24 protein-coding genes are annotated in these 25,504 nt (G+C 71.3%); 13 read left to right on the top strand and 11 right to left on the bottom strand.

The window, feature by feature from the left end:
- Positions 1-3 precede the first annotated feature (3 nt).
- Positions 4-687 (bottom strand): transposase, encoded by a 684-nt coding sequence (locus OCS65_RS08840; protein ID WP_231772596.1) that lies wholly within the window; start codon positions 685-687, stop codon positions 4-6.
- Between the two features lie 12 nt (positions 688-699).
- Positions 700-1,188 carry a hypothetical protein gene (locus OCS65_RS08835; protein ID WP_231772595.1) on the bottom strand — a complete coding sequence of 163 codons (489 nt, stop codon included), beginning with the start codon at positions 1,186-1,188 and terminating at the stop codon, positions 700-702.
- 92 nt (positions 1,189-1,280) lie between these two features.
- Here OCS65_RS08835 and OCS65_RS08830 point away from each other — a divergent pair, with 92 nt between their 5' ends.
- On the top strand, positions 1,281-3,296 hold the full coding sequence (locus tag OCS65_RS08830) for a prolyl oligopeptidase family serine peptidase (protein ID WP_072635828.1): 2,016 nt from the start codon (positions 1,281-1,283) through the stop codon (positions 3,294-3,296).
- 10 nt (positions 3,297-3,306) lie between these two features.
- On the opposite strand, the gene OCS65_RS08825 is transcribed toward OCS65_RS08830, so the two are convergent.
- Positions 3,307-4,158 (bottom strand): alpha/beta hydrolase family protein, encoded by an 852-nt coding sequence (locus OCS65_RS08825; protein ID WP_050035660.1) that lies wholly within the window; start codon positions 4,156-4,158, stop codon positions 3,307-3,309.
- Positions 4,159-4,167: 9 nt separating this feature from the next.
- Positions 4,168-5,199: a patatin-like phospholipase family protein gene (locus OCS65_RS08820; RefSeq protein WP_029545286.1), complete on the bottom strand. Its 1,032-nt coding sequence runs from the start codon at positions 5,197-5,199 to the stop codon at positions 4,168-4,170.
- 174 nt (positions 5,200-5,373) lie between these two features.
- Between OCS65_RS08820 and OCS65_RS08815 the strand changes: the two genes are divergently transcribed.
- The 3 genes from OCS65_RS08815 (at position 5,374) to OCS65_RS08805 (ending at position 6,509) form a co-directional block, all read left to right on the top strand.
- Positions 5,374-5,721 carry a PASTA domain-containing protein gene (locus tag OCS65_RS08815; RefSeq protein WP_306430620.1) on the top strand — a complete coding sequence of 116 codons (348 nt, stop codon included), beginning with the start codon at positions 5,374-5,376 and terminating at the stop codon, positions 5,719-5,721.
- A gap of 112 nt (positions 5,722-5,833) precedes the next feature.
- On the top strand, positions 5,834-6,217 hold the full coding sequence (locus tag OCS65_RS08810; protein WP_029545290.1) for a phage holin family protein: 384 nt from the start codon (positions 5,834-5,836) through the stop codon (positions 6,215-6,217).
- An 85-nt stretch (positions 6,218-6,302) separates the two neighbouring features.
- Entirely contained in the window at positions 6,303-6,509 is a 207-nt protein-coding gene (locus OCS65_RS08805; protein WP_029545293.1) for a PspC domain-containing protein, read from the top strand.
- Between the two features lie 81 nt (positions 6,510-6,590).
- On the opposite strand, the gene OCS65_RS08800 is transcribed toward OCS65_RS08805, so the two are convergent.
- Positions 6,591-7,448, bottom strand: a complete 858-nt coding sequence (locus OCS65_RS08800; RefSeq protein WP_029545295.1) for a LysR family transcriptional regulator — start codon at positions 7,446-7,448, stop codon at positions 6,591-6,593.
- Positions 7,449-7,532: 84 nt separating this feature from the next.
- Here OCS65_RS08800 and OCS65_RS08795 point away from each other — a divergent pair, with 84 nt between their 5' ends.
- Positions 7,533-8,522, top strand: a complete 990-nt coding sequence (locus OCS65_RS08795; RefSeq protein WP_231772593.1) for a bile acid:sodium symporter family protein — start codon at positions 7,533-7,535, stop codon at positions 8,520-8,522.
- A gap of 1,182 nt (positions 8,523-9,704) precedes the next feature.
- Here the strand turns inward: OCS65_RS08795 and groL are convergent.
- The 4 genes from groL to htpG form a co-directional block, all read right to left on the bottom strand.
- Positions 9,705-11,330 carry a chaperonin GroEL gene (groL, locus tag OCS65_RS08790; protein WP_006932397.1) on the bottom strand — a complete coding sequence of 542 codons (1,626 nt, stop codon included), beginning with the start codon at positions 11,328-11,330 and terminating at the stop codon, positions 9,705-9,707.
- A 249-nt stretch (positions 11,331-11,579) separates the two neighbouring features.
- A complete protein-coding gene (locus OCS65_RS08785; RefSeq protein WP_006932398.1) occupies positions 11,580-12,107 on the bottom strand; it encodes a DUF6764 family protein in 528 nt (175 codons plus the stop codon).
- Between the two features lie 109 nt (positions 12,108-12,216).
- On the bottom strand, positions 12,217-12,993 hold the full coding sequence (locus tag OCS65_RS08780) for an HAD-IIA family hydrolase (protein WP_006932403.1): 777 nt from the start codon (positions 12,991-12,993) through the stop codon (positions 12,217-12,219).
- Between the two features lie 106 nt (positions 12,994-13,099).
- Positions 13,100-15,031 carry a molecular chaperone HtpG gene (gene htpG, locus OCS65_RS08775; RefSeq protein WP_006932404.1) on the bottom strand — a complete coding sequence of 644 codons (1,932 nt, stop codon included), beginning with the start codon at positions 15,029-15,031 and terminating at the stop codon, positions 13,100-13,102.
- Positions 15,032-15,242: 211 nt separating this feature from the next.
- Between htpG and hutU the strand changes: the two genes are divergently transcribed.
- From hutU to OCS65_RS08755, 4 genes are read left to right on the top strand one after another with little or no spacing between them, the layout of a single operon-like run.
- The gene (gene hutU, locus OCS65_RS08770) at positions 15,243-16,925 is read left to right on the top strand and encodes a urocanate hydratase (protein ID WP_231772592.1); all 1,683 of its coding nucleotides are present in this window, start codon (positions 15,243-15,245) and stop codon (positions 16,923-16,925) included.
- A gap of 4 nt (positions 16,926-16,929) precedes the next feature.
- On the top strand, positions 16,930-18,114 hold the full coding sequence (gene hutI / locus OCS65_RS08765) for an imidazolonepropionase (protein WP_065922273.1): 1,185 nt from the start codon (positions 16,930-16,932) through the stop codon (positions 18,112-18,114).
- Positions 18,111-19,106 carry a formimidoylglutamase gene (gene hutG / locus OCS65_RS08760; RefSeq protein ID WP_065922272.1) on the top strand — a complete coding sequence of 332 codons (996 nt, stop codon included), beginning with the start codon at positions 18,111-18,113 and terminating at the stop codon, positions 19,104-19,106. Before hutI ends, hutG begins: the two co-directional genes overlap by 4 nt.
- A gap of 37 nt (positions 19,107-19,143) precedes the next feature.
- Entirely contained in the window at positions 19,144-20,382 is a 1,239-nt protein-coding gene (locus tag OCS65_RS08755) for an NAD(P)/FAD-dependent oxidoreductase (protein ID WP_029545308.1), read from the top strand.
- Between the two features lie 3 nt (positions 20,383-20,385).
- Here the strand turns inward: OCS65_RS08755 and hutH are convergent, their stop codons facing one another.
- Together hutH and OCS65_RS08745 are read right to left on the bottom strand one after the other, a co-directional pair.
- Positions 20,386-21,933 carry a histidine ammonia-lyase gene (gene hutH, locus OCS65_RS08750; RefSeq protein ID WP_231772591.1) on the bottom strand — a complete coding sequence of 516 codons (1,548 nt, stop codon included), beginning with the start codon at positions 21,931-21,933 and terminating at the stop codon, positions 20,386-20,388.
- Between the two features lie 165 nt (positions 21,934-22,098).
- Entirely contained in the window at positions 22,099-22,647 is a 549-nt protein-coding gene (locus OCS65_RS08745; protein ID WP_029545315.1) for a PadR family transcriptional regulator, read from the bottom strand.
- A gap of 111 nt (positions 22,648-22,758) precedes the next feature.
- Here OCS65_RS08745 and OCS65_RS08740 point away from each other — a divergent pair, with 111 nt between their 5' ends.
- The 4 genes from OCS65_RS08740 (at position 22,759) to OCS65_RS08725 (ending at position 25,490) form a co-directional block, all read left to right on the top strand.
- On the top strand, positions 22,759-23,271 hold the full coding sequence (locus OCS65_RS08740; protein ID WP_263509423.1) for a DUF1707 SHOCT-like domain-containing protein: 513 nt from the start codon (positions 22,759-22,761) through the stop codon (positions 23,269-23,271).
- Positions 23,272-23,323: 52 nt separating this feature from the next.
- Positions 23,324-23,791 (top strand): SRPBCC family protein, encoded by a 468-nt coding sequence (locus OCS65_RS08735; protein WP_006932414.1) that lies wholly within the window; start codon positions 23,324-23,326, stop codon positions 23,789-23,791.
- Positions 23,792-23,865: 74 nt separating this feature from the next.
- Complete coding sequence (locus OCS65_RS08730) at positions 23,866-24,579, top strand: phosphatidylserine decarboxylase (RefSeq protein ID WP_006932415.1); 714 nt, start codon at positions 23,866-23,868, stop codon at positions 24,577-24,579.
- Positions 24,576-25,490: a CDP-alcohol phosphatidyltransferase family protein gene (locus OCS65_RS08725; RefSeq protein WP_006932417.1), complete on the top strand. Its 915-nt coding sequence runs from the start codon at positions 24,576-24,578 to the stop codon at positions 25,488-25,490. Before OCS65_RS08730 ends, OCS65_RS08725 begins: the two co-directional genes overlap by 4 nt.
- Positions 25,491-25,504 lie beyond the last annotated feature (14 nt).

Here is a 25,504-nt window from a genome sequence, read left to right as displayed (position 1 = left end):
AGCTCAGACCGCAACCGCAGCACCGACTCGAAGGAGGTGATCCGATTGACTGACGTCGTCGACACCGGTGTGGCCACGCTCCGCCACAGCCAGAACCACTCTGGCAGCGTTCCGGTCCCGGCATGCGATATAGCCGCAGCCCTGGCACCGGAAGATCCGTTCTGCGAGTTCGAGACGCTGCTTGGTTCTCGCGAAACACCTCGAACACGTCATGGTCGTGTACGCGGGCCGCACCATCACCACCTTCCGGCCGGCCCGCCTGCCCCGCCCGATCAACTCCCGTTTCGCCGACCCGATCGCCGCGTCCGCGGCCTGACGAGCCATCGTCGACCTCGCCAGAAACCGCGGCCGGAAATCCTCCACCGCAATCAACTCATGGTTGTCGACCACACGTTTCGCCCACACCCGCGCCTCGTGCCGGTTCCGGCGCGCGGCCTTCGTCACGATCTTCGCCGCGTGTGTGCGGGCGCGCCGGTAGCCCTTCGACGGCGGGTGGCCCTTCCCGCGGCGGCGCGCCATCTTCCGTTGGGCTTTCGCCGGCTCCGCCACGCAGCGTTTCCGATGCCCACCGTACGACAGGTCGAATCTCTCGTCGGTGGTCGTCGCGGTCCGGGCCACACCCCAATCCACACCGATCCCGGAACCGCCCGGGGCTCCCGGTGCCGGTTCCACCTCGCGGGTCACCACGAACGAGGCGTATCAGTGCCCCGGCGAATCGCGGGTGATGCGCACACTCGACGGATCCGACGGCAACTCCCGCGACCACACCACCGGGATGCTGACACCCTTGGCGAGCACCAACCGTCCGTCCCGGATCCGGAAGCCGCGCCGGGTGTACTCGAGCGACGGCGACGTCGTCTTCCGCGACTTGTCTCTGGGGCGGCCACGCCCTTGCACCGTGAAGGATGCCTCCAACGCTTGTGCGTAGGTTCGCAGCGTCTGCTGCTGCGCCACCTGGGAACCGTCCCGCAACCACGACGAGCGTTTCCGCGCTTCGGTCAACTGCTTGGCCAGCTTCCCGAACGTAGGCCTGCCACCGGCCTTGTGTTGGTGCACCGCCTCGTTCCACAGGAATCGGCAACGATGCCACTCCTGCATCAGTGCATGTTCGGCGATACTGCCCGGCCGCAACCGGTAGTTGTAGCGCACCACCTCGACCCCCATACCGGGCACGCCAACCGGACCCACCGACAGGTTTCCTCGACACCCTCACACCCCTCGAGAGGAGGACGGCGCTTTCTCTCCCCCGTGCACGAGGGAGTATCCGCGCCGAACACCAGATGACCGACGACACGAACGACCCGTACCTCTGGCTCGAGGACGTCACCGGCGACGAGCAACTCGGGTGGGTGCGCGCGCACAACGACCGCACCGTCGACGAGTACACCCGCACCGAGGCGTTCGAGACGCTGCAGTCCCGGATCCGGGAGGTCCTCGACACCGACGCGCGCATTCCGTACGCGCGGCGTCGCGGCGAGTACCTGTACAACTACTGGCGCGACGCTCGGCACGTGCGCGGTCTGTGGCGGCGCACCACCATGGAGCAGTACCTGCGCGACGCCCCGGACTGGGACGTGCTGGTCGACCTCGATGCGGTCGCCGAGGCGGAGGGCGAGAACTGGGTGTGGTCGGGCGCGCAGGTGCTGCGGCCCGACCAGTCCCGGGCCCTGATCGGCCTGTCGCGCGGCGGCGCCGACGCCACCGTGATCCGCGAGTTCGATGTGGAGTCAAGGAAGTTCGTCGACGGACCGGACAGTTTCACGGTGCCGGAGGCGAAGACCGACATCGGCTGGATCGATGCGGACACCGTGTACGTCGGCACCGATTTCGGCGACGGCTCGCTCACCGACTCCGGATATCCGCGCCTGGCCAAGCGCTGGCGCCGCGGTACCCCGCTGTCCGCGGCCGAAACGGTGTACGAGGGCGACAAGTCCGACGTCGCCGTCTCCGCCTGGTACGACCGCACCCCCGGCTTCGAGCGCAGTTTCGTCGAGCGCGCGATCGACTTCTACACGTCGCACCGTTTCGAGTTGCGGCCCGACGGGGAGCTCGTCCGGATCGAGGCCCCGGACGACGCGAAGGTCTCCGTGTACCGCGACCACCTGCTGATCAGGACCCGGTCGCCGTGGCTCGGACATCCGGCGGGCACCCTGCTGGCCGCGAACTACCCCGAGTTCCTGGCCGGGTCGCGCGAGATGACGGTGTTGTTCGCCCCGGACGCGCACACCTCGCTGGAACAGTACGCCTGGACGCGGAACCACCTGCTGGTGGTCGCGCTGCGCGACGTGCAGACCGAGGTGCGGATGCTCACCCCGGCAGCGGACGGGTGGACCGATCGGCCCCTCGAGGACGTGCCGGCCGCGACCTCCACCTCCGTGATCGACGTCGACCCGCTCGAGAGCGACGAATTCTTCCTCAACTCCAGCGGTTTCACCGTGCCCGCGACGCTGCTGTCCGGCACGGTCGGCAGCCCGCTGGAGTCGATCAAGCAGGCCCCGGCGTTCTTCGACGCCGAGAACGTGACCGTCACACAGTATTTCGCCACCTCGGACGACGGAACCCAGGTTCCGTACTTCGTGGTGGGCCGCAACACCTCGTCCCCGGCGCCGACCCTGCTGTACGGCTACGGCGGATTCGAGAACTCGATGGTGCCGGCGTACAGCGGCGGCGTGGGCCTGGCGTGGCTCGAACGCGGGTACACCTACGTGATCGCCAACATCCGCGGCGGCGGAGAGTACGGGCCGCAGTGGCACACCCAGGCGCTGAAGGAGAACCGGCCCCGGGTGTTCGAGGACTTCGCCGCGGTGGCGCGGGATCTGGTCGCGCGCGGCATCACCACCGCCGACCGGCTCGGCATCCAGGGTGGCAGCAACGGCGGTCTGCTCATGGGCGTGATGCTCACCCGCTACCCCGAACTGTTCGGGACGATCGTGTGCCAGGTGCCGCTGCTGGACATGAAGCGGTATCACCTGCTGCTCGCCGGGGCGTCGTGGATGGCCGAGTACGGCGACCCCGACGACCCCGACGAGTGGGCCTTCCTGCGCGAGTACTCGCCGTACCAGAACACCGATCCGGACGCGGCGTACCCGCCGATCCTGATCACCACCTCGACCCGGGACGACCGGGTGCATCCCGGTCACGCCCGGAAGATGGTGGCCCGGCTCGAGGAACAGGGGCACGAGGTCTGGTACTACGAGAACATCGAGGGCGGGCACGGCGGTGCCGCGGACAACGCCCAGGCCGCGTTCAAGGCGGCACTGACGTTCACGTTCCTCGAGCGCATGCTGTCCCGGTAGGAGGCCGCGCTCACCGGTCCTTCAACCAGGCGGCGATGCGGTCGACGGTGTCCGCGTTGTCGCGGATCCACCCGTTGTGCCCCAGCGGCCGGGACTGGTGCCACGTCGTCACGTCCGCGGCGGGCATCTTCTCGAGCAGGTGCCGGGCGGCGGGGACGGGCGTCATGTCGTCGCCCTCGACGGTGACCGACAGGACCGGCAGGCTCAGCTCGGCCAGCCGCTGCTCGTAGTCGACGTCGGCGCCGCGGGGCTCGAAACGTCCGCTGCGGGCCAGGCGCGCCCAGTCCGAGATGAGCAGCCGGGACTGGCGGCCGAAACCGGCGACGTCGAGCCGATCGCCGGGCCAGAACCCGGCCACGCTCGCGGTGATCGACATCGCCGCGGACCCGAGGAGCAGACCCGGCCCGCGGATGCCCGCGTGGTGACGGTAGTAGGGGGTGCCCGCGGCGACGAGGATCAGCCCGCCGAGGCGTCCGGGATTGCGGGAGGCATAGAGCACCCCGAGCTGACCGCCCATCGAATGCCCCAGGAGGTACGGGGTGGAGTCGAGGAACCGTTCGTGCACCACCTCGAACATCGCCGGCAGGTCGACGGCCACCAGTTCCTGGTAGCCGTAGTCGCTGTCGGGTCCGGGACGGGGGCGGCTGTCGCCCTGCCCGGGCAGCTCGCAGAGCGCGGCGTCGAACCCGTGCCCGGTGAGCGCCTCGGCGACGGGCTCGTAGTAGCCCGCCGGGATGCCGAGGCCGGGCAGGATCACCACCACGGGCCGTGGCGCGTCGATGCGGGCCGGGTGTTCCGGACCGGGAAACAGGCGGACCGGCGTCGTCGTGCCGCCCGGCAGCTGGATCGGTACGGTCTCCACCGGCTCAGCCTAGGCGGTTCCGGTGTCCGGGTCAGCCGGTTCGGCGACCGGCGCGACGCCGAGCCCCGCGGCGTCGAGGGCGGACTCCGTGAGGCTGCGGCCGAGCGCGATCATCTCGGCCGCACGGTGGAAGTCGAGGCTGCGTCCCGACTTGCGAGGGACGCGGATGAGCACGTCCGGCGGGTACCCGGCGAGCTGATACCGGGCGAGGGCCGACTGCATCAGGTCGAGCGAACGGTTCATCACCTCGAAGCGGCTGAGCTTCGGGACCGGTACCGGATCGTCGACGACCTCGGTCTCCTCGGGCGCCACGTCCTCCACGGCATCGCTGCGTGCCACCTGCCCGCTGCCGAAGCGACCGACCACCGAGCGGACGACGTCGCGCTCGAGCAGTTGCGCGGCGCTGCGGCGGAAGCGGCCGATCCACTCGTCGACCGGTCGCGGCTCTGCACTCGCGTGGGCCGGGGCGCCGCCCTCGACGTCGCGCTCCTCCGCCCCGAGGCTGACACCGATGGTGACGTCGGCACCGGCGGCGAGGATCGGGGCGAGTGGCAGCGGATCGAGGATTCCGCCGTCCGCGAGCACCCGCCCGTTGAGCACGTACGGGGTGATCACGCCGGGGATCGCGATGGAGGCGCGGATCGCCACGTCGACGGGGCCGCGCTGGAACCACACGGACCGGCCGGCGGCCAGGTCCGTCGCGACCGCCGTATACGGGATCCGCAGCCCCTCGATGGGGGTGTCGCCGAGGATCTCGCGCACCTTGTCGAGGATCTTCTCGGCGTGGATGGCGCCCGGCGCGGACAGTGACACGTCGAGCAGGCGCAGCACGTCGAGCTGGGTCAACGACGTCGCCCAGCGGGTGTAGTCGTCGAGCTTGCCCGCCGCGTACAGCCCGCCGACGAGCGCGCCCATGGACGAGCCCGCCACCCCGGTGATGTCGAAGCCGCGTTCCTCGAGCACCTCGATCACGCCGATGTGGGCGTAGCCGCGGGCACCCCCGCTGCCCAGGGCGAGCGCCACACGCGTCGGTCCGGCCATGCACAGATCCTACGGAGCACACGGCGCGCGAACCCCGAGACGAAAGATCAGGGTAGGGATCGGGGCGTCACCCGATGTGGAGCCGGCCCGCCGGTCGGCACGCTGAAAGGCATGACATCCACCACGAGCAGTTCCCACTCCGTTCCCGAAAGATCCCGCCGTGGAAGGGGTTTGCTGCGCACCTCCGTCACCGCGGCCGTGTGCGCGGCGGCCGCGTCGGTGTTGCTGGGCGCCGGGACCGCGGTGTTGCTGGGCGCCGGGACCGCGGCGGCGGCCCAGCCGGCTCCGAACGTGGTCGGAATGAGCGAACACAGCGCCCGGGCCGCGCTCGAGGCGCAGGGCGTGCCGTACGTCGTGGTCAACCGCGCCGGCACGGCATCCGGCGACTGCCACGTCACCGAACAGCGCGACAGGGGCTACCGCACCGAGATCGACATGCGGTACAACCACGACAAGGACGAGTTCGAGCGCGTCGAGACGCAGGTCTGGCGGGGCGTGGGCCTGGCGGTGGTCTGCATCTGACGAGTTCTCGCGCCGCGCCGGCGATCCGGCGTCTCGAGGCGGGCCGGGATTCCGGCCCGCCTCGTCGGCTTGTCGGTTCACCCTCCCGGCCGGTGGGGGCTAGTCTCCTGGCATGGTCCGTCTGCTCGCGTCCGCGGTCGTCGCACTGCTCGCCAACGCTCTGGCGCTGCTCGTCGGTGCCTGGGTCCTGCCCGGCATGACGCTCGACGGCGTCGCCTTCGTCATCGCCGTCGTCCTGTTCACCGTGGCCGCGATGCTCGTCGACCCCCTGCTGCGTCAGCTGGCGGTGACCAAGACCCCTGCGCTCCTGGGCAGCAGCGCGCTCATCTCGACGCTGGTGGCGCTGATCGTCACCTCGCTCGTCAGCGACGGCCTGCAGATCCGGGGCGCGGCGACCTGGATCCTCGCGACGGTGATCGTGTGGGCCGTCGCGCTGATCGCCCGGATGCTGCTGCCCCTGGTGATCTTCAAGAAGACGCTCGCCAAGCGCCGCTGAGGACGAACCCCGAGACGAAAGATCAGGGTAGGAATCGGGGCGTCACCCGATGTGGCCGGCAGGCCCGCGGCGGCACGCTTGTCGCATGACATTCGAGAACAGCACCCCCGGTCCCCGTCCCTTCGCCCGTTCCCGCTCGCAGCGCATGCTCGGTGGCGTGTGCGGCGGTCTCGCCGAATACTTCGGCATCGACGTCAACCTCGTCCGCGCCGGTGTGGTGGTCGCCGCGTTCGTCACCGGAGGCGGTGCGGCGCTGGTCTACCTGGCGCTGTGGATGCTGCTGCCCGAGTGAGAGGGACGAGCTCACCGCTCTCCCCCGCGGCGTGCGCCCGCTCCGCCGGCCGGAACGGGCGCACGCCGCGCGCAACGACGGTCAGCCGTCCCGGCCGAGCCGGTCGGCGTTCGCGAGGATCACGGCACGCAGTGCCCGCTCGGGTTCGTTGAGGACCGAACGCCGCGACAGCAGCACGAACTCGACCTCCCCCGCGTCGGGCAGTCGTCCCGCGCGCACGGGAACGAGCCCCGCCGGCGGCAGCCGGGCAGCGTGGAGCACGACGCCGAGCCCGGCGAGGACGGCTGCGCGCAGGCCGTTGAGGCTGTCGGTGGTGCAGGTGATGCGCGCCCCGAGTCCGGCGCGCCGGAGCGTGTCGAGGGCGATCTCGCGGGTCAACGCCGGCGGCGGATACGTCACCAGCGGGATCGGCCCGTCGGGCTCGACCACGAAGTCCGGTGCGGCGTGGAACACCAGCCGGTCCCGGAAGATCAGCTCCCCGTGTCGCTCCCCCGGCCGGCGCTTGCCGAAGACCAGGTCGAGGTCCCCGTCGTCGAGGCGCCGATGCAGGTCCTCGCTCAGCGCGACGGTGAGCTCGAAATCCACCCGCGGATGACTGCGCCGGAACTCCGCGAGGATGGCGGGCAGTTCGTGCAGCACCAGGTCCTCCGAGGCCCCGAAGCGCAGCCGCCCGCTGATCGGCGACTCCGAGAAGTACCGCCGGGCCGCGTCGTGCCGATCGAGGATGTCCCGGGCGAAGCCCAGCATGGCTGCGCCGTCGGCGGTGAGATCGACCGCGTGCGTGTCCCGCAGGAACAGCCGGCGGCCGGCGGCCTGCTCGAGCTTGCCGACGTGCTGACTGACCGTGGACTGGCGCAGGCCGAGCCGTCGCGCTGCGAGCGTGAAGCTGCGGGCGCGTTCCACGGCCAGGAAGCTGCGCAGGTGGACGGGATCGAACACCACGGTATTCAATCACGATTTGTGATGACAGTAATCGCGGTGATCGGTTTCCTGGATGGGCGTGCGGTGGCCTAGCGTCGACTCATGTTCTCCAGGATCCCCGTGCTCGGACGCCTCGACCCCTTCCTCGTCGGCATCCTCGCCACCGTCGCGATCGCGGCGCTGCTGCCGGCCGAGGGCACGGCCCTGACCGCCGTCACGTGGGCCTCGAAGATCGCCATCGGCCTGCTGTTCTTCCTCTACGGAGCTCGCCTGTCCACGCACGAGGCCCTCGAAGGCCTCAAGCACTGGCGCCTGCACCTGACGATCCTCGCCACCACGTTCGCGGTGTTCCCGCTGCTCGGTCTGGCGACGAAGGTCCTCGTGCCGGCGGTCCTGACCGAGCCGTTGTATCTCGGCGTCCTCTACCTGTGCCTGCTGCCCTCGACGGTGCAGTCGTCGATCGCGCTGGTCTCGGTGGCCCGGGGCAACATCCCGGGGGCGGTCGTCTCCGCCAGCGCGTCGAGCCTGCTCGGCATCTTCGTCACGCCGCTGCTCGTCGCGCTGACGATGACCACGCAGGGCGTGACGTTCAGCGCCTCTGCGGTGCTCGACATCGTGCTCATGCTGCTGGTTCCGTTCCTCGCGGGCCAGCTCGTGCGCCGCTGGATCGGCGGGTGGGTCAAGGCCCACGGCAGGCCGCTGAAGATCGTCGACCGCGGTTCGATCCTGCTCGTCGTGTACGTCGCGTTCAGCCGCGGCATGAACGAGGGCATCTGGTCGAGCCTGTCGCCCGCGCGGCTGCTCGCCCTCGTGGGCGTGTGCGTCGCGCTGCTCGCGCTGGTCCTGGCGATCACGTGGTTCGGCGCACCGCGCCTGGGCTTCTCCTACGAGGACCGCGCGACGATCCTGTTCTGCGGCTCGACGAAGTCGCTCGCCACGGGCCTGCCGATGGCGACGGTGCTGTTCCCGGGCCAGCCGATCGGGCTGATCGTCCTGCCGCTCATGTTGTTCCACCAGATCCAGCTGCTGGTGTGTGCCGCGATCGCGGCGCGGCTGGCGAAGCGTGCGGTCGCCGCGGCCGTGGCGGTGTGAACCGGCCGAACACCTCACGACCGCAGCCACAGCGGCAGGAGATCCTGCGGCTGCGGCTGCGATTCGACTCCGGTCTCGGGCCCGGGACTAGTCCGTGCTGCCGGAGCCGAGGTCGGCGATCAGTTCGAGGATGGGCGTGATGAGGTCGAGCAGGCTGCCGATCATGATCTTCTCCGTCCAGGTGGTGGGTGGCTGCTAGTCGTCGCCGGCGCTCAGCGAGTCCAGGACCTCCAGCAGATCGAAATTCTCGAGTACCCAACCGATGATGTCCGCGAGAGACCCCATGGCGACTCCTCCTTGATTTCGTCGGTGTCACGGATGCGCGGCCTGGAACTGCGACCGCGACGCCATTGTTACAACATGTCACGAGTCGAGAACGCAGAAATCGGAAAAATCACCCCTCGATGGGAACGGGCCGGTCACACCGGAAACCCCGGACAGCACTCGGCCGCAGCGACGACGTGTGCCGCTGCGGCCGAGTGCTGTGGATCGAGGCAGCTCGAGAAGGGAAACCCTCCGACTCCCTCTCGGGCCGACGATCAGCTCACGGCCTGCTGGGTGGTCTCACCGGCCTCCGCGCTGCCCGTGCCGAGGATGTCGGCGAAGTCACCGAAGGTCTCCAGCAGGAGGTTGAGAATGTCCTGAACGGATCCGAGCATTGTCCGACTCCTTTGTCTCGTGTTTCTCGACCGGCCGGAATTTCCGGCCCGCCGCTTCTGCACGCGACCGGATCGTTCCCGATCACAATTCCGAGTGTGGCACGGGCCCCGCGAATTGTGCGCTGCGAGCCGGCGAATTCAGGGCGTGAGACAATTCACACCCCGGAAATGCGGCCTTGTTCTCGATGCATTTCCGCGGCATTTATGCAGGTGCAGAGCGGAAAATTCCGGAACGCGAAGATTTCCGCATTGTGAGTGCGGAAAAACGGAATGTTTAACGAAAAGAATTGCGTCCCCGGCCGCCCGGGAAGCGCCGCGCGGCCGCCCCGAACTGCACTTCAGCACTCGGCGCGGCGGAACATTTCCCCGATTTCCCGGCGGCGGCAGGCATTCCTGCACCCGTCGGAACTTCGCGCACGCCGGGGCCTGCGCTCCCCGCCGCTCGGCCCGGGCCGAGCCCTCGACGCCACGAGGCCCGGCCCCACCGAAGTGGAACCGGGCCTCGAAGACGGTCGGGCGTGGATCAGAAGTCCATGCCACCCATGCCGCCGGTCGGGTCGCCGGCGGGAGCGGCGGCCTTCTCCGGCTTGTCGGCGACGACAGCCTCGGTGGTCAGGAACAGGGCCGCGATGGACGCCGCGTTCTGCAGCGCCGAGCGGGTGACCTTGACCGGGTCGTTGATGCCGGCAGCCAGCAGGTCCTCGTACTCGCCGGTGGCAGCGTTGAGGCCGTGGCCGGCGGGCAGGTTGCGGACCTTCTCGGCGACGACGCCGGGCTCGAGGCCGGCGTTGAAGGCGATCTGCTTCAGCGGGGCCTCGAGGGCAACCTTGACGATGTTGGCACCGGTGGCCTCGTCACCCTCGAGCTTCAGGTCGTCCAGAACCGGCGCGGCCTGCAGCAGCGCGACGCCACCACCGGCGACGATGCCCTCCTCGACCGCAGCCTTGGCGTTGCGGACGGCATCCTCGATGCGGTGCTTGCGCTCCTTGAGCTCGACCTCGGTGGCGGCACCGGCCTTGATGACCGCAACGCCGCCGGCCAGCTTGGCCAGACGCTCCTGCAGCTTCTCGCGGTCGTAGTCCGAGTCCGACGCCTCGATCTCGGCGCGGATCTGGTTCACGCGACCGGCGATGGCGTCGGCGTCGCCGGCACCGTCGACGATGGTGGTCTCGTCCTTGGTGACGACGACCTTGCGCGCACGGCCGAGCAGCTCGAGACCGGCGGTCTCGAGGGAGAGACCGACCTCTTCGCTGATGACCTCGCCACCGGTGAGGATGGCGATATCGGCGAGCTGGGCCTTGCGGCGGTCACCGAAGCCGGGGGCCTTGATGGCGACCGACTTGAAGGTGCCACGGATCTTGTTGACGACCAGGGTGGACAGAGCCTCACCCTCGACGTCCTCGGCGATGATCGCCAGCGGCTTGCCGGACTGGATGACCTTCTCCAGCAGCGGCAGCAGGTCCTTGACGGTCGAGATCTTGCCCGACACGAGCAGGATGTAGGCGTCCTCGAGCACGGCCTCCTGACGCTCGGCGTCGGTGGCGAAGTACAGCGAGATGTAGCCCTTGTCGAAGCGCATGCCCTCGGTCAGCTCGAGCTGCAGGCCGAAGGTGTTGGACTCCTCGACGGTGATGACGCCTTCCTTGCCCACCTTGTCGATGGCCTCGGCGATCAGCTCACCGATCGCGGGGTCGCCCGCGGAGATGCCGGCGGTGGCGCCGATCTGCTCCTTGGTCTCGACCTCCTTGGCGGTGTCGAGCAGCTTGGCAGTGACGGCCTCGACGGCCTTCTCGATGCCGCGCTTGAGGCCGAGGGGGTTCGCACCGGCGGCGACGTTGCGCAGACCCTCGCGCACCAGCGCCTGGGCGAGCACGGTGGCGGTGGTGGTGCCGTCACCCGCGACGTCGTCCGTCTTCTTGGCAACTTCCTTGACCAGCTCGGCGCCGATCTTCTCGTACGGGTCCTCGAGCTCGATCTCCTTGGCGATGGACACACCATCGTTGGTGATCGTGGGGGCGCCCCACTTCTTCTCGAGCACGACGTTGCGACCCTTGGGCCCCAACGTCACCTTGACAGCGTCGGCGAGGCTGTTCAGGCCCCGCTCGAGGCCGCGACGGGCCTCTTCGTCGAACGCGATGATCTTGGCCATTGCGAAGTGATCCTCCGGATATGGGGGTGACACGCAGGGCGACCGCTCGTCGGGTCGCCCCATGTACGCCTTCGGCCGGAAGCAGTGCCCGCGACGGACGACCAGGGGTGTCGATATTCCCGGCCTCACCGTCCCGACCTGGCACTCACGTGTTGCGAGTGCCAAGAGCATTCTTAGCACTCGAGGGTGGCGAGTGCAAGGTCTGGAGCACCCGCCACCCCCGTCGCGCAAGACCGCTGCGGTGTGTTCTCAGCGACGCGTGGAACCGACGCCGACGGCGCACCACTGACCGGTGGCCGTGTTGACGGCGAACGACTGCGGGCCGACGCAGGTCACCCCGGTCGGATCGGCCGTCGCCCCCGACCCCCAGCCCGCGACCGACACCGTCGTCACCGGGCCCTGCGCCGAGGAATGGCTCAGTCCGCCGCCGAGGGCGTACGCGTAGGAGCGGCCACCGTTCTGGGCGCCGCTCAGGGCGGTCCCGAACCCCGTCGCGTGGGCCTCGGCCGCGCCGGCCGTCTGCGCCGCCGACACCGCGGTGCCGCTCTCGGAGGCGAAGGAGTGGGCCGTGCCGCCCTCGGCGGCCGTCGCGCCGCAGCTGGCGGCGTCGGAGACCAGGATCTCGTTGGCCGACGGCGGCGACACGCACGTCACCGGCGCCGCCGTCGCGGTACCCACGCCGAGCAGGGCGGCCGACGCGACGCCGAGAGCGGCGACGACACCGGCCCGGAGGAGGCGGCGGGGGACTACGACGGCACGGATGGATCGGATGGACAACAAGGTCTCCTCTGCGCTGGGCCGGGACTCGCTGGGCTCGGATGCCCGGACGGGGGCGACTCCCCCGGCGGCGAGGGTACCGGTCACACCCGCCCGGGGCGAGACGGCGTCACAGCGTGTCGAGGAGCTCCGGCAGGGCGGCGACCGAATCGATCACCCGATCGGGACGCTCGACCGCGAGGTCGAGCACCGACTGCCGAAACTTGCCGGTGCGCACCAGGATTCCCGTCATGCCGAGGCGCTGGCCGGGGATGACCTCCGCGTGGAGATCGTCGCCCACCACGGCCATCCGGTCCGGTTCGGTGCCCATCAGCTCGGCCGCGGCGAGGAAGCCCCGCATCGACGGCTTGCCGACCGCGACGACGGTCTGCCCGGTGAGTTCCTCGAGACCGGGCAGGTACACGCCGGTGTCGATGCGCAGGCCGTCCGCGGACTGCCACGTGGAGCCGCGGTGCATCGCGACCACCGGCACCCCGTCGAGCATGAGCTCGGCGACGCGGCTGAGGGCGCGGTGGCTGAACTCCGGCCCGGCCCCGCCGAGCACGACCACCTCGGGATCGTCCTCGTCGCGCACGATGCCCTCGAGGTCCGCCTCCACGTCGCCGTGGTTGAGCACCCAGCAGCGCCGGTCCGGGTAGGTTTGGCGCAGGTACTCGGCGGTGAGGGACGCGGCCGTCACGATCTCGGCGGGCTCGACCGGCATGCCCAGCCCGGTGAGGCTCTCGGCGATCTGCGCGCAGGTCCGCGACGTGGTGTTGGTCAGGAAGGCCCGATGCACCCCGCGCTCGCGGAGCCCGGCAAGCACCTCGGCGGCGCCCGGCACGGGCTCCCACGACGTCACGATCACGCCCTCGATATCGAACAACACCCCGTCCACGCCGGCCATGGTGTGAGCCTATCGGGTCGCCGCACCCCCACCACGCACGGACCGAATGTCACACCACGTCGATTCGATCGACGCGATGTGACATTCGGCCGGAAGGGGTGAGCGGTTACAGCGTGCGCGCGAGGCGATCGGCGAGCAGACGGGCGAACGCCGCCGGGTCCTCGAGTTCGCCGCCCTCGGCGAGCAGCGCGGTGCCGTACAGCAACTCGGCGGTCTCGCCGAGCGTCGGGTCGTCGGCGTGCCGGGCGTGCGCGTCGCGCAGCGCCGTGACCAACGGGTGGTCCGGGTTGAGCTCGAGGATGCGCTTGGTGTGCGGGACGGGCTGGCCCGACGCCCGGTACATCCGTTCGAGGGCGGGCGACATGGCGAACGTGTCGCCGACGAGGCACGCGGGCGACGTGGTCAGCCGCGACGACAGCCGCACCTGCTTCACGTGCTCGTCGAGCGTCTCGCCGAGCCACGACAGCAGGTCGGCGTACTCCTTCTCCCGCTCCTCACGCTCGGCCTCGGCGGCCTTCTTCTCGTCCTCGGTACCGAGATCCACCTCGCCCTTGGCGATCGACTGGAACGGCTTGCCCTCGAACTCGGGCACGGACCCCACCCACATCTCGTCGACCGGGTCGGTGAGCAGCAGCACCTCGAAGCCCTTGGCGCGGAAGGCCTCCATGTGCGGGGAGCTCTCGATCTGCTGCCGGGACTCGCCGGTCATGTAGAAGATCTCGTCCTGGCCTTCCTTCATCCGCGAGACGTACTCGGCGAGCGTCGTCGTCGAGTCCTCGCTGTGCGTGGACTCGAAGGAGGACACGGCGAGCAGGGTGTCGCGGTTGTCGAAATCCGAGAGCAGACCCTCCTTGAGGACCCGGCCGAACTGCGACCAGAAGGTCCGGTACTTCTCCTTCTCGGTGGTCGCCATGTCCTGGATCGTGGACAGCACCTTCTTGGTGAGCCGCCGGCGGATCGCGCGGATCTGCCTGTCCTGCTGCAGGATCTCGCGCGAGACGTTGAGCGACAGGTCCTGGGCGTCGACCACGCCCTTGACGAACCGCAGGTACTCCGGGATCAGCTCCTCGCAGTCGTCCATGATGAACACGCGCTTGACGTAGAGGTGGATCCCGGTCTTGCGCTCGCGCATGAACAGGTCGAACGGCGCCTGCGACGGGATGAACAGCAGCGCCTGGTATTCGAATGTGCCCTCGGCCTTCATCGGGACGACCTCGAGCGGCTCGTCCCACGCGTGGCTGACGTGCTTGTAGAACTCGCTGTACTCCTCCGCGGAGACGTCGTCCTTCGAGCGCGCCCACAGCGCCTTCATCGAGTTCAGAGTCTCCGTCTCGCGGACCACTTCGGCGACGGACCCCTCCCCCTCGGCGGGCTTGGTGCGTTCGACCTGCATCCGGATCGGCCAGGCGATGAAATCCGAGTAGCGCTTGACGATCTCCTTGATCTTCCACTCGGCCGTGTAGTCGAACAGGTGATCCTCGGTGTCCTCCGGCTTGAGGTGCAGCGTCACCGACGTGCCCTGGGGTGCGCCCTCGACCGTCTCGATCGTGTAGGTCGACTCGCCGCTCGACTCCCACCGGGTGCCGTCGTGCTCGCCGGCCTTGCGGGTCAGCAGGGTCACCTTGTCGGCCACCATGAAGGTCGAGTAGAAGCCGACCCCGAACTGGCCGATGAGTTCCTCCGGCGCGGCCGACTCCTGCGCCTCGCGCAGCTTGCGCCGCAGTTCCGCGGTGCCCGACTTCGCGAGGGTGCCGATCAGGTCGACCACCTCGTCCCGGGACATGCCGATGCCGTTGTCGCGGACGGTGAGGGTGCGCTGCTCCTTGTCGACCTCGATCTCGATGTGCAGATCCGAGGTGTCGACCTGCAGGTCCTTGTTGCGGAACGCCTCGAGCTTGAGCTTGTCCAGCGCGTCCGACGAGTTGGAGACGAGTTCCCGGAGGAAGGTGTCCTTGTTCGAATACACCGAATGGATCAGCAGATCCAGCAGCTGACGCGTCTCCGCCTGAAACTCGAGCTGTTCGATACCCGTGGTCATGGATGGTTCCCTTCGACAGCAGAACGTTCGACGAAATCGTACGACCGCGCCGCCCCGCTGTTCCAAGGGGCCGCCGGGCGGGCCGCGGCCGGCCGCTCGGTCTCGGATCCGACACATCCGCCCGGACCGGTTGTCGCGGGGCGGTCCGCCGCAGTGTCATGGGATGGAGTCGCGGCGCCGGCGCGCCTCGCCGGTTTCGAGAGGAGGCCCCATGGCCACCGGAACGACCCCCTCCGCCCTCCCGGGCCCGCGGCCCGTGCGCGCCCCGCGCGGTCCCGGGCTGCGGTGCCGGGGCTGGCAACAGGAGGGCGCGTTGCGCCTGCTGATGAACAACCTCGATCCCGACGTCGCCGAACGGCCGGACGACCTGGTGGTCTACGGCGGCACCGGCCGGGCGGCCCGCAACTGGGCCGCATTCGACGCGATCGTGCGGACCCTCGAGACCCTCGGCGGCGACGAGACGCTGCTCGTGCAGTCCGGCAAGCCCGTCGGGGTGCTGCGCACCCACGAGTGGGCACCGCGCGTGCTGCTGGCCAACTCGAATCTGGTCGGCGACTGGGCGAACTGGGAGGAGTTCCGCCGCCTGGAGGCGCTGGGGCTGACGATGTACGGGCAGATGACCGCCGGATCCTGGATCTACATCGGCTCGCAGGGCATCCTGCAGGGCACCTACGAGACGTTCGGGGCCGTCGCCCGCAAGCGGTTCGGCGGCAGCCTCGCCGGCACCGTCACCCTGACCGCGGGCCTGGGCGGCATGGGCGGGGCGCAGCCCCTGGCGATCACGATGAACGAGGGCGTCGCGATCTGCGTCGAGGTCGACGAGGCCCGGGTCGACCGCCGGCTCGCGCAGGGTTTCCTCGACGCCAAGGCCGACAGCGTCGAGGCGGCGCTGGCCTCGGCGCTCGCGGCACGGGATGCGCGCGAGCCCCGCTCGATCGGGGTGGTCGGCAACGCCGCCGACGTCGTGCCGGCGCTGCTCGCGCTGCAGGCCCCCATCGACATCGTCACCGACCAGACCTCCGCCCACGACCCGCTGTCCTACCTGCCGCTCGGGGTGACGGTCGAGGAGTGGCACACCCTCGCGGCGAAGGACCCCGTGTGGTTCACCGAGCAGGCCCGCCGGTCGATGGCCCGGCACGTGGAGGCCATGGTCGGGTTCCTCGATTGCGGCGCCGAGGTGTTCGACTACGGCAACTCCATCCGCGACGAGGCCCGCAAGGGCGGCTTCGACCGGGCGTTCGCGTTCCCCGGCTTCGTACCCGCCTACATCCGTCCGCTGTTCGAGGAGGGCCGCGGGCCGTTCCGCTGGGTCGCGCTGTCGGGAGATCCCGCGGACATCGCGGCCACCGACCGTGCCGTCCTTGAGCTGTTCCCCGAGAACGAGCATCTCGCCCGATGGCTCACCCTGGCCGGGCGCGCGGTGCCGTTCCAGGGGCTGCCGGCCCGCATCTGCTGGCTCGGCTACGGCGAACGGGACCGGGCCGGGCTGAGGTTCAACGAGATGGTCGCCGCCGGAGAGGTCGCCGCTCCGATCGCCATCGGCCGCGACCACCTCGACGCCGGGTCGGTGGCCTCGCCGTACCGCGAGACCGAGGCGATGGCCGACGGTTCGGACGCGATCGCCGACTGGCCGCTGCTCAACGCCCTGGTCAACACGGCGTCCGGCGCGTCGTGGGTGTCGATCCACCACGGTGGCGGGGTCGGCATCGGCCGGTCGCTACACGCCGGGCAGGTGTGCATCGCCGACGGCACCGACCTCGCCGCGCGCAAGCTCGAGCGGGTGCTGACGAACGACCCCGGCACCGGCGTCCTCCGGCACGTCGACGCCGGCTACCCCCGTGCCGCCGAGGTCGCCGCGCGCCGCGGACTGCGCATCCCGATGCGGGAGGGCTGACGCCGTGTCGCCCGGGCGGAACTGGACACTGCTCGACAACATCGGCTGCCTCGTCACGAACGACCCGGAACTCGACCGGGGCCCGCTGGGGGTGCTCGTGGACGCCGCGGTGGTCGTCGGCGAGGGTCTGATCCGGTGGGTGGGGCCGCGCGACCGGGTCCCCGAGGGGGCCGCCGCGGACCGGCACGACCTGCAGGGCCGCGCCGTGCTGCCCGGATTCGTCGACAGTCATACGCATCTCGTGTTCGCCGGGGAGCGCGCCGAGGAATTCGCCGCCCGCATGGCCGGTGCCCCCTACACCGCCGGCGGCATCGCCACGACGATCGCGGCGACCCGCGCGGCGACCGATCGCGCGCTGGGGGCGACGGTGTCGCGGCTCGTCGCCGAGGGGTGGCAGTCCGGGACGACCACGGTCGAGTGCAAGTCCGGGTACGGCCAGTCCGTCGCCGACGAGCTGCGTTGCCTGCGGGTGGCCGAGGTGTTCACGCCGGAGACGACGCTGCTCGCCGCGCACGCCGTGCCGCCGGAGTTCGCGGGCCGCCCCGACGACTACGTCCGGCTGATGTGCGAGGAGATGGTCCCCGTGTGCGCGCCGCACGCGAAGTGGATCGACGTGTTCTGTGAGCGGGGCGCGTTCGACGCCGACCAGTGCCGGGCCGTGCTGCAGGCAGGGATGGCGCACGGCCTCACCCCGCGGGTGCACGGCAATCAGCTCGGTCCCGGGCCGGGCGTGCAGCTGGCGGTGGAGGTCGGTGCGGCATCGGTGGACCACGTCACCTACACCACGGCGGCGGACGTGGCGGCGCTCGCCGGCTCGGGCACGGTGGCGACGCTGCTGCCGGGCGCCGACTTCTGCACGCGCAACCGGTATCCGGACGCGCGGGCACTGCTGGACGCGGATGTCACCGTCGCGCTGGCCACCGACTGCAACCCCGGCACCTCTTACACCACGAGCATGCCGTTCTGCATCGCGCTGGCGGTGCGCGAGATGCACATGAGCCCGGAGGAGGCGGTCCACGCGGCGACCGCCGGGGGCGCCGCGGCGTTGCGCCGGGACGACGTCGGCGTCGTCCGGGAGGGCGCACGGGCAGATCTGATCGCGTTGGACGCGCCGTCGTACCTGCACCTGGCGTACCGGCCGGGAGTGCAGCTGGTCCGGGAGGTCTGGCAGGAAGGACTGCGGATGTGAGGATTCCGGTCGACGTGCCGCCTGCGCCGTGGACAGGCCGCGACGACGGCCCCGGTCCCGAGCACCTGCGCTGGCACGACGTGGTGGCGCCGCTGCCCGCGGACGCCGCGCGGGCGCAGGTCCTGATCGGATTCCGCAGCGACGAGGGCGTGCGCCGCAACCAGGGGCGGCCCGGCGCGGCGGACGGGCCGGTCGCGTTGCGGCACGCCCTGGCGTCGCTGGCGCTGCCGGCGCCGGCGACGATCCACGACGCCGGCGACGTCGCGGTGCGCGGCGGCGCCCTCGAGGACGGGCAGCGCCGCCTCGGCGCGGCGGTCACCGCGCTGCTCGACGCGGGGCATGCGGTGGTGGTGCTCGGCGGCGGGCACGAGGTGGCCTTCGGCAGCTACCTGGGCTGGGCCGGGTCCGCGGCCGCGCGGGCCGGGACCCGCTGGGGCGTGCTGAACCTGGACGCGCACTTCGACCTGCGGGCGGCGCCCGTCGCCACGTCGGGCACCCCGTTCCGGCAGATGGCCGAACGCGAACGCGAACAGGGCAGGTCGCTGCGCTACGCGGTGGTGGGCATCGCGCAGCCGAGCAACACGGCCGCGCTGTTCGCCGCCGCGGACGAGTTCGGGGTGCGGTACCTGCTGGACGACGAGTGCCGCGCGACGAACCTGCCCGTCGTGGAGACGTTCGTCGAGGAGTTCGTCCGCGCGGTGGACGCGGTGCACCTGACGATCGACCTCGATGTGCTGCCCGGCTGGGTGGCGCCCGGGGTGAGCGCCCCGGCGGCCTGCGGCGTCGCGTTCGAGGTGGTGCAGCACGTGTGCGACGTCGTGGCGCGCAGCGGCAGGCTCGCGCTCGTCGACGTCGCCGAGCTGGCGCCGGCCGTCGACGTCGACGGGCGCACGGCCCGGGCGGCGGCCCGGCTGATCCACCGGATCGTCACGGGGCGGCCGGCGGGCGACCACCCCCGGTTCGCGGGCACCGAGCCCGGCGACGGTCCATGATGGAGGTGATGGGGTACCTCGAGATCGGGAGTGCGTCATGGCGATTCGTCGGGTGGTCGTCGTCGGGGCGGGCTTCGTCGGGTTGTCGGCGGCCTGGTTCCTGCAGGAGCGCGGCGTCGAGGTCACGGTGCTCGACCGCACCGGGGTGGCCGCCGATGCGTCGTGGGGCAATGCGGGCTGGCTGGCCCCCGCGCTGACCCTGCCACTGCCGGAGCCGGCGGTGCTGCGGTACGGGATCCGTTCGATGCTCACGCCGTCGTCCCCGGTGTACGTGCCGCCCGCGGTCGACCTGCGGTTGTGGCGGTTCCTGGCGGGATTCGCGCGGCACTGCACCGCCCGCCGGTGGCGCGCGGCGATGGCGGTGTTCGCCGAGGTGAACCGGATGGCGCTGGGCGCCTACGACGATCTGGCCCGCGGCGGTGTCGTCGAACAGACCCGCCCGGCGGATCCGTTCCTGGCAGCGTTCGCGTCCGAGGACGACCGTCGCGTGCTCGTCGAGGAGTTCCGGCAGGTGGTCGCGGCGGGCGGCGAGGTGGATTTCGACCTGCTCGACGGGGACACGATCCGCACCCTGGAGCCGCTGCTCGGCGACGGGGTGCGGGCCGGGATCCGGCTGCGGGGGCAGCGGTTCGTCGACCCGCCGCGGTTCGTCGCCGCGCTGGCGGAGTCGGTACGCGACCGTGGCGGTGAGATCGTCACCGGGTTCGAGGTGCAGGCGGTCCGGGACGGCCCGCGGGACGTGCGCGTGGTGGGCACCGGCGGCGGGGACCGGGCGGCGGATGCGGTGGTGCTGGCCACCGGGGCCCGGCTGAACGACCTGGCCCGGCCGTTCGGGGTCCGGATGCCGGTGCAGGCCGGTCGCGGCTACAGCTTCAGCGTGCGCCCGGCGCACCTGCCGAAGAACCCGATCTACTTCCCGGCCCAGCGGGTCGCGTGCACGCCGCTGCACGATCGGTTCCGCATCGCCGGGATGATGGAGTTCCGCCGGCCCGACGCCCCGCTCGACCCGCGGCGGATCCAGGCCATCGTCGACGCGGCGCGGCCGCTGCTGACCGGCGTCGACTGGGCCGCCCGGGCGGAGGAGTGGGTGGGCTCGCGTCCCTGCACCCCGGACGGTCTGCCGCTGGTCGGCGGCACCCGCTCCGCGCGCGTGTTCGTCGCCGGCGGTCACGGCATGTGGGGCGTGGCGCTGGGCCCGCTGACCGGCCGCCTGCTGGCCGGCGCGATGACCGGTGCGCGGGCGGCGGTGCCGCGGCAGTTCGACCCGCTCCGCTGACGATCAGTCCAGGGCCCCGATCGCGGATTCCGCCGCGGCGACGAGTTCTCCGCTCGCGGCGAGCCGGGCCGCGGCGTCGATCTCCGGGGCGAGATGCCGGTCCGGGCCGGGCCCGGCCACGTGCCGGCGGAGCGCGGCGACCACCGCGCCGGTGCCGGGGGCCGGGGTGAGCGGGGCGCGCAGGTCCAGTGCGCGTGCCGCGGTGAGTGCCTCGATGGCCAGGACACGGGTCAGCGCGGCGAGGCCGCGGCGCAGCTTGCGGGCGGCGGACCAGCCCATCGAGACGTGGTCCTCCTGCATGGCCGACGACGGGATCGAGTCGACGGCGGCGGGCACGGCGAGGCGCTTGAGGTCGGCGACGAGCGCGGCCTGGGTGTACTGGGCGATCATGTGCCCGCTGTCGACGCCGGGATCGTGGGCGAGGAACGGCGGCAGGCCGTGGCTGCGGGCCACGTCGAGCAGCCGGTCGGTGCGGCGCTCGCTGATGTTCGCGACGTCGGCGACGACGACGGCGAGGAAGTCGAGGACGTACGCCAGCGGGGCGCCGTGGAAGTTGCCGTTCGACTCGATCCGGCCGTCGCGGGTGACGACCGGGTTGTCGATCGCGGCCGCGAGTTCGCGTCCGGCGACCTGCTCGGCGTGGGTCAGGGTGTCGCGCGCGGCGCCCGCGACCTGCGGGGCACACCGCAGCGAGTAGGCATCCTGCACCACCGGGCAGTCCGGGGTCCGGTGGCTGGCCACGACGGCGGAGCCGGCGAGGAGCCGGGTCATGTTGGCGGCGGCCACGGCCTGGCCGGGGTGCGGCCGCAGGGCGTGCAGGTCGGCGGCGAAGACCCGGTCGGTGCCGAGCAGGGCCTCGACGCTCATCGCGGCCGTGACGTCGGCGAGCCGCAGCAGGGCGCGCAGGTCGTGGCAGGCAAGGACCAGCATGCCCAGCATCCCGTCGGTGCCGTTGATGAGGGCGAGCCCTTCCTTCTCGGCGAGCACGACGGGCGCGAGGCCCGCCGCGGCGAGAGCCTGCGCGGCCGGCACGAGCGTGCCGGCGGCGTCGCGGGTCTCGCCCTCGCCGGTGAGGACGAGGGCCACGTGGGCGAGCGGCGCGAGATCCCCGGAACAGCCGAGGCTGCCGTGCTCGGGCACCACCGGCGTGATTCCCGCGCTCAGCATCGCGGCGTAGGCCGTGGCGGTCCCGGGGCGGACCCCGGTGTGCCCGGTGGCGAAGGTGGACAGGCGCAGCAGCATCATCGCGCGGACCACCTCCCGTTCCACCTCGGGACCGGTCCCGGCGGCGTGAGAGCGGATCACGCTGCGCTGCAGATCGATTCGCGATTCCGGGGGAATGTGGCGGGTGGCGAGCGCCCCGAACCCGGTGGTGATGCCGTACGCGGGCCGGGGGTCGCGGGCGAGCGCGTCGACCACGGCACGGGCCGCGCCGATGAGGGCGAGCGCGTCCGCGGAGAGCCGGACCGGCGCGCCGGACCGCGCCACCCGCAGGACCTCGTCCGTCGAGACGGGACCGACCCCGACGACGACCTCCTCGGCCACGGCCACCTCCCGATCGATACGCGCTATCCGGATTGTGTCCCCGGCACCGGCCGGCGCGCCGCCGAATCAGGGTCGAGAAGGCCGGCTTCGCGCCGGATCGTGGTGACCGCATCGTCGGGACCGGCCACAGCCGTGTCGATCGTCAGGTGGGCACGGTCCCACGCCTCCGGTTCACGAGGCCGGCCCCAGCGTGTCCGCCACCCGGCCGAACCACTCGAGCACGGCCCGTTCGTAGACGATGCCGAAGTCCAGGGTCGCCGACGAGTACGGGTCCGCGCAGTGCTCGGCGGCGGCGCGCTCGTAGTCGGCGAGCCGGCGTTCGTGGGCGGCGCGGTGGACGGCGAGCATCTCGGCCAGCCTGCCGGGCGGCAGGTGCCTGCCGAACGCGACGGTGAGCAGCAGCGGGTAGCGGATGTTCTCCGGTCCGGGTTCGCGTTCGATCCACTCGGCGAATGCGGCGCGGCCGGAGGCGGTGAGCGCGAAGGGCTTGCGGTCGCGCGGGCCCACCTCGCCCGCCTCGACGAGACCGGCCCGTTCCATGGCGGCGAGTTCGCGATACACCTGACTGGTCGTGATCGACCAGAATTTCCCGATCCGCTCCTGCGCGGTCACCACCAGATCCCACCCGGTCTTCGGACCCTCGTGCAGGAATCCCAGCAGCGACGCCGCGGTGGCGTTGAGCGGACGAGCCGCGGGGGCATCGAGCGGACGGTCGACCATGGCGGACACCTTTCCCGGGGGCTTGACATTCCACTGTGGCATATCCACCATAGTGGTATCGACATTCCACTGTGGAACCTCAGTGGTCTCGACCCTCCGCAGGAGGCAGCGATGGAATACGTCAACGGTGTCCGGATCTCCGACCCCGAACGCGAGCGGCTCGTCGACGAGCTGGGCCGGCATCTCACCGCCGGCCGGCTCACGATCGGCGAGTTCAACCAGCGGGTCGGCGAGGTGTACCGGTCCGTCACCACCGACGAGGCGCACCGGGTACTGAGCGACCTTCCGGCGGCACCCCCGGCCTCACCCGCACCCCCGCCCGCCCCGGCCCGCACCGCGGACCGCCGGCTCCCCCTGCATCAGCGGATCGAGTGGGGAGCCTGGGCCGCAGCCGGGACGATCAACCTCGTGATCTGGGCGATCGTGTCGATCGCCGTCGGCGCGGCCGTGTACCCGTGGCCGGTCTGGGTGATCGGGCCGTGGGGCCTGGTACTGCTCGGCCGGACCCTCGCCGGACGGGAAGGCGCCGGCCACCGGGCACACCCCGGCCGCGGCTCGTCGCGGGCCCTCCCCGCCGGCGGGTGGTGCACATCCGGGTGGCGGGCGTCACAGACTCGGCTATGATCGACGGGCAGTATTTGTAACTCACGGTTACGCGAAGAATCAGGGAGGCCCCGTGTCGAAGACCCTCGAAGCCACCGTCGAGATCGCCGCATCGCCACAGCAGGTGTGGCATGTGATCTCCGACCTGAAGCGGATGGGCGAGTGGAGCCCGCAGTGCCGGAAGATGGCCGTGCTGGGCGGACCCGTCGGAGTCGGGACCAAGACGATCAATGTCAACCGCAAGGGCCTGCTCGTGTGGCCCACCACCGCCAAGGTGCTCGCCTTCGAGCCGGGGCGCCTGCTCCGCTTCCGGGTCAACGAGAACCGCACCGTCTGGTCGTTCACCCTCGAGCCCACCGACACCGGCACCCGGGTGATCCAGCGACGGGAGGCGCCCACCGGGACCAGCAAGGTCTCGCAGTTCCTCATCGACAAGGTCCTCGGCGGTGCGACCGCCTTCGACGACGACATGGTGGTCGGCATGAACGCCACCCTCGCGCGCATCAGGAACGAGGCCGAGGGCGCGGCCCTCGCACGGTGACCCTCCTCGCGTAGGCTGTGTTAGCCCGCGGGCCGCACGCCCGCGGGTCACACCGCGCGACACTAAGAGGAGCCGTGGCCCGAAAGCCCACACCCCCCGGAACCCCACCGCCCACCAGCGTCGAGCACGTTCTCGAACTGGTCCGCAAGACGATTCCACCGCTCCACCCGGCAGGCATCCCCTTCGTCGCCGCCCCGCTCGCCGTCGCGGCGCTCGGCCGCAACCGCAAGTGGGTCCGTCGCGCCGGCCTCGTCTCGGCCGCCGCCACCGCAGGATTCTTCCGCCACCCCCACCGGGTGCCGCCCAACCGGGTCGGCGTCGTCGTGGCCCCGGCGGACGGCGAGGTGGCCCTCGTCGACACCGCGGTGCCGCCCGCCGAACTCGAGATGGGCACCGAGCCGCGGCCGCGGGTGAGCATCTTCCTGTCCGTGCTCGACGTGCACGTCCAGCGCAGCCCCGTCGGCGGCACCGTCACCAAGGTCGTGCACCGCCCCGGGCAGTTCCTCTCGGCCGACCTCGCCGATGCCAGCGAGGTCAACGAACGCAACAGCATGCTCCTCGAGACCCGCGACGGCGCCGACGTGGCCGTCGTCCAGATCGCCGGGCTGCTCGCCCGCCGCATCGTGTGCGACGCGAAGGCGGGCGACACGCTGCCGATCGGCGACACCTACGGCCTGATCCGCTTCGGTTCCCGTGTCGACACCTACCTGCCCCCGGGCAGCACCCTCCTCGTCGAACGCGGGCAGAAGACGATCGGCGCCGAGACCGTCATCGCCCAGCTGCCGTGAGCCCGTCCGCCGCCTCCCCGGCAGCCCCGGAACGCAAACGCCGCGGTCGCCCGCAGGCCGTGCGGCTGCTGCCGAGTGTCATCACGATCCTCGCGCTCTCCGCCGGCCTGTCCGCGGTGAAGTTCGCCCTCGACGGCCAGCTGGGCACCGCCCTCGGCATGATCGGCGCGGCAGCGGTGCTGGACTCCCTCGACGGGCGCATCGCCCGCCTGCTGGACGCCACGACCAAGATCGGCGCCGAGCTCGACTCGCTGTCCGACGCGGTGGCGTTCGGCGTGGCCCCGGCCCTCGTGCTGTACGTGACGCTGCTGGACGGCAGCCCGTTCGGCTGGATCATCTCCCTGCTGTACGCGGTCAGCATCGTCCTGCGCCTCGCCCGGTTCAACACCCTGCTCGAGGACGACACGGTGCCCGCGTACGCCCGCGAGTACTTCGTCGGCGTGCCGTCCCCCGCCGGCGCCCTCGTCGCCCTGGCGCCGGTCGCCGCGCACATCCAGTGGGGTGAGGGCTGGTGGGACTCCTACCCCGTCGTGGCCGCCTGGACGCTGCTCACCGCCGCCCTCGTCGTCAGTCAGATACCGACCCTGGCGATGAAGTCGGTGTCCGTGCCGCCCCGCTACGCGGTGATCCTCCTGGTACTCGTGGCGGTCGCGGCGGCCGCGCTGGTCACCTACCCGTACGTGCTCATGCTCGTCCTCATCGGCCTGTACCTGGCGCACATCCCGTTCGCGATCCGCTCCAAGCGCTGGGTGGCGGCGCGGCCGGAGACATGGAACATCAAGCCGTCCGAGCGGCGCGCCCTGCGCGCCGAGCACCGCGCCCTGAGGCCACGGCGGGTCGCGATCCGGCGCGCCCCGCAGCCCCGGCAGTCCGCCGCGCGACTCGGTCTGCGCCGCCCCCGCGGACGCTGACGACGCTCTAGGCT

Origin of the sequence: Rhodococcus aetherivorans (genome assembly GCF_025722975.1) — a bacterium.
Taxonomy (GTDB): Bacteria; Actinomycetota; Actinomycetes; order Mycobacteriales; family Mycobacteriaceae; genus Rhodococcus; species Rhodococcus aetherivorans.
Note: the sequence above shows the minus strand (reverse complement) of the source record. Positions and strands in the feature narration are given on the sequence as shown.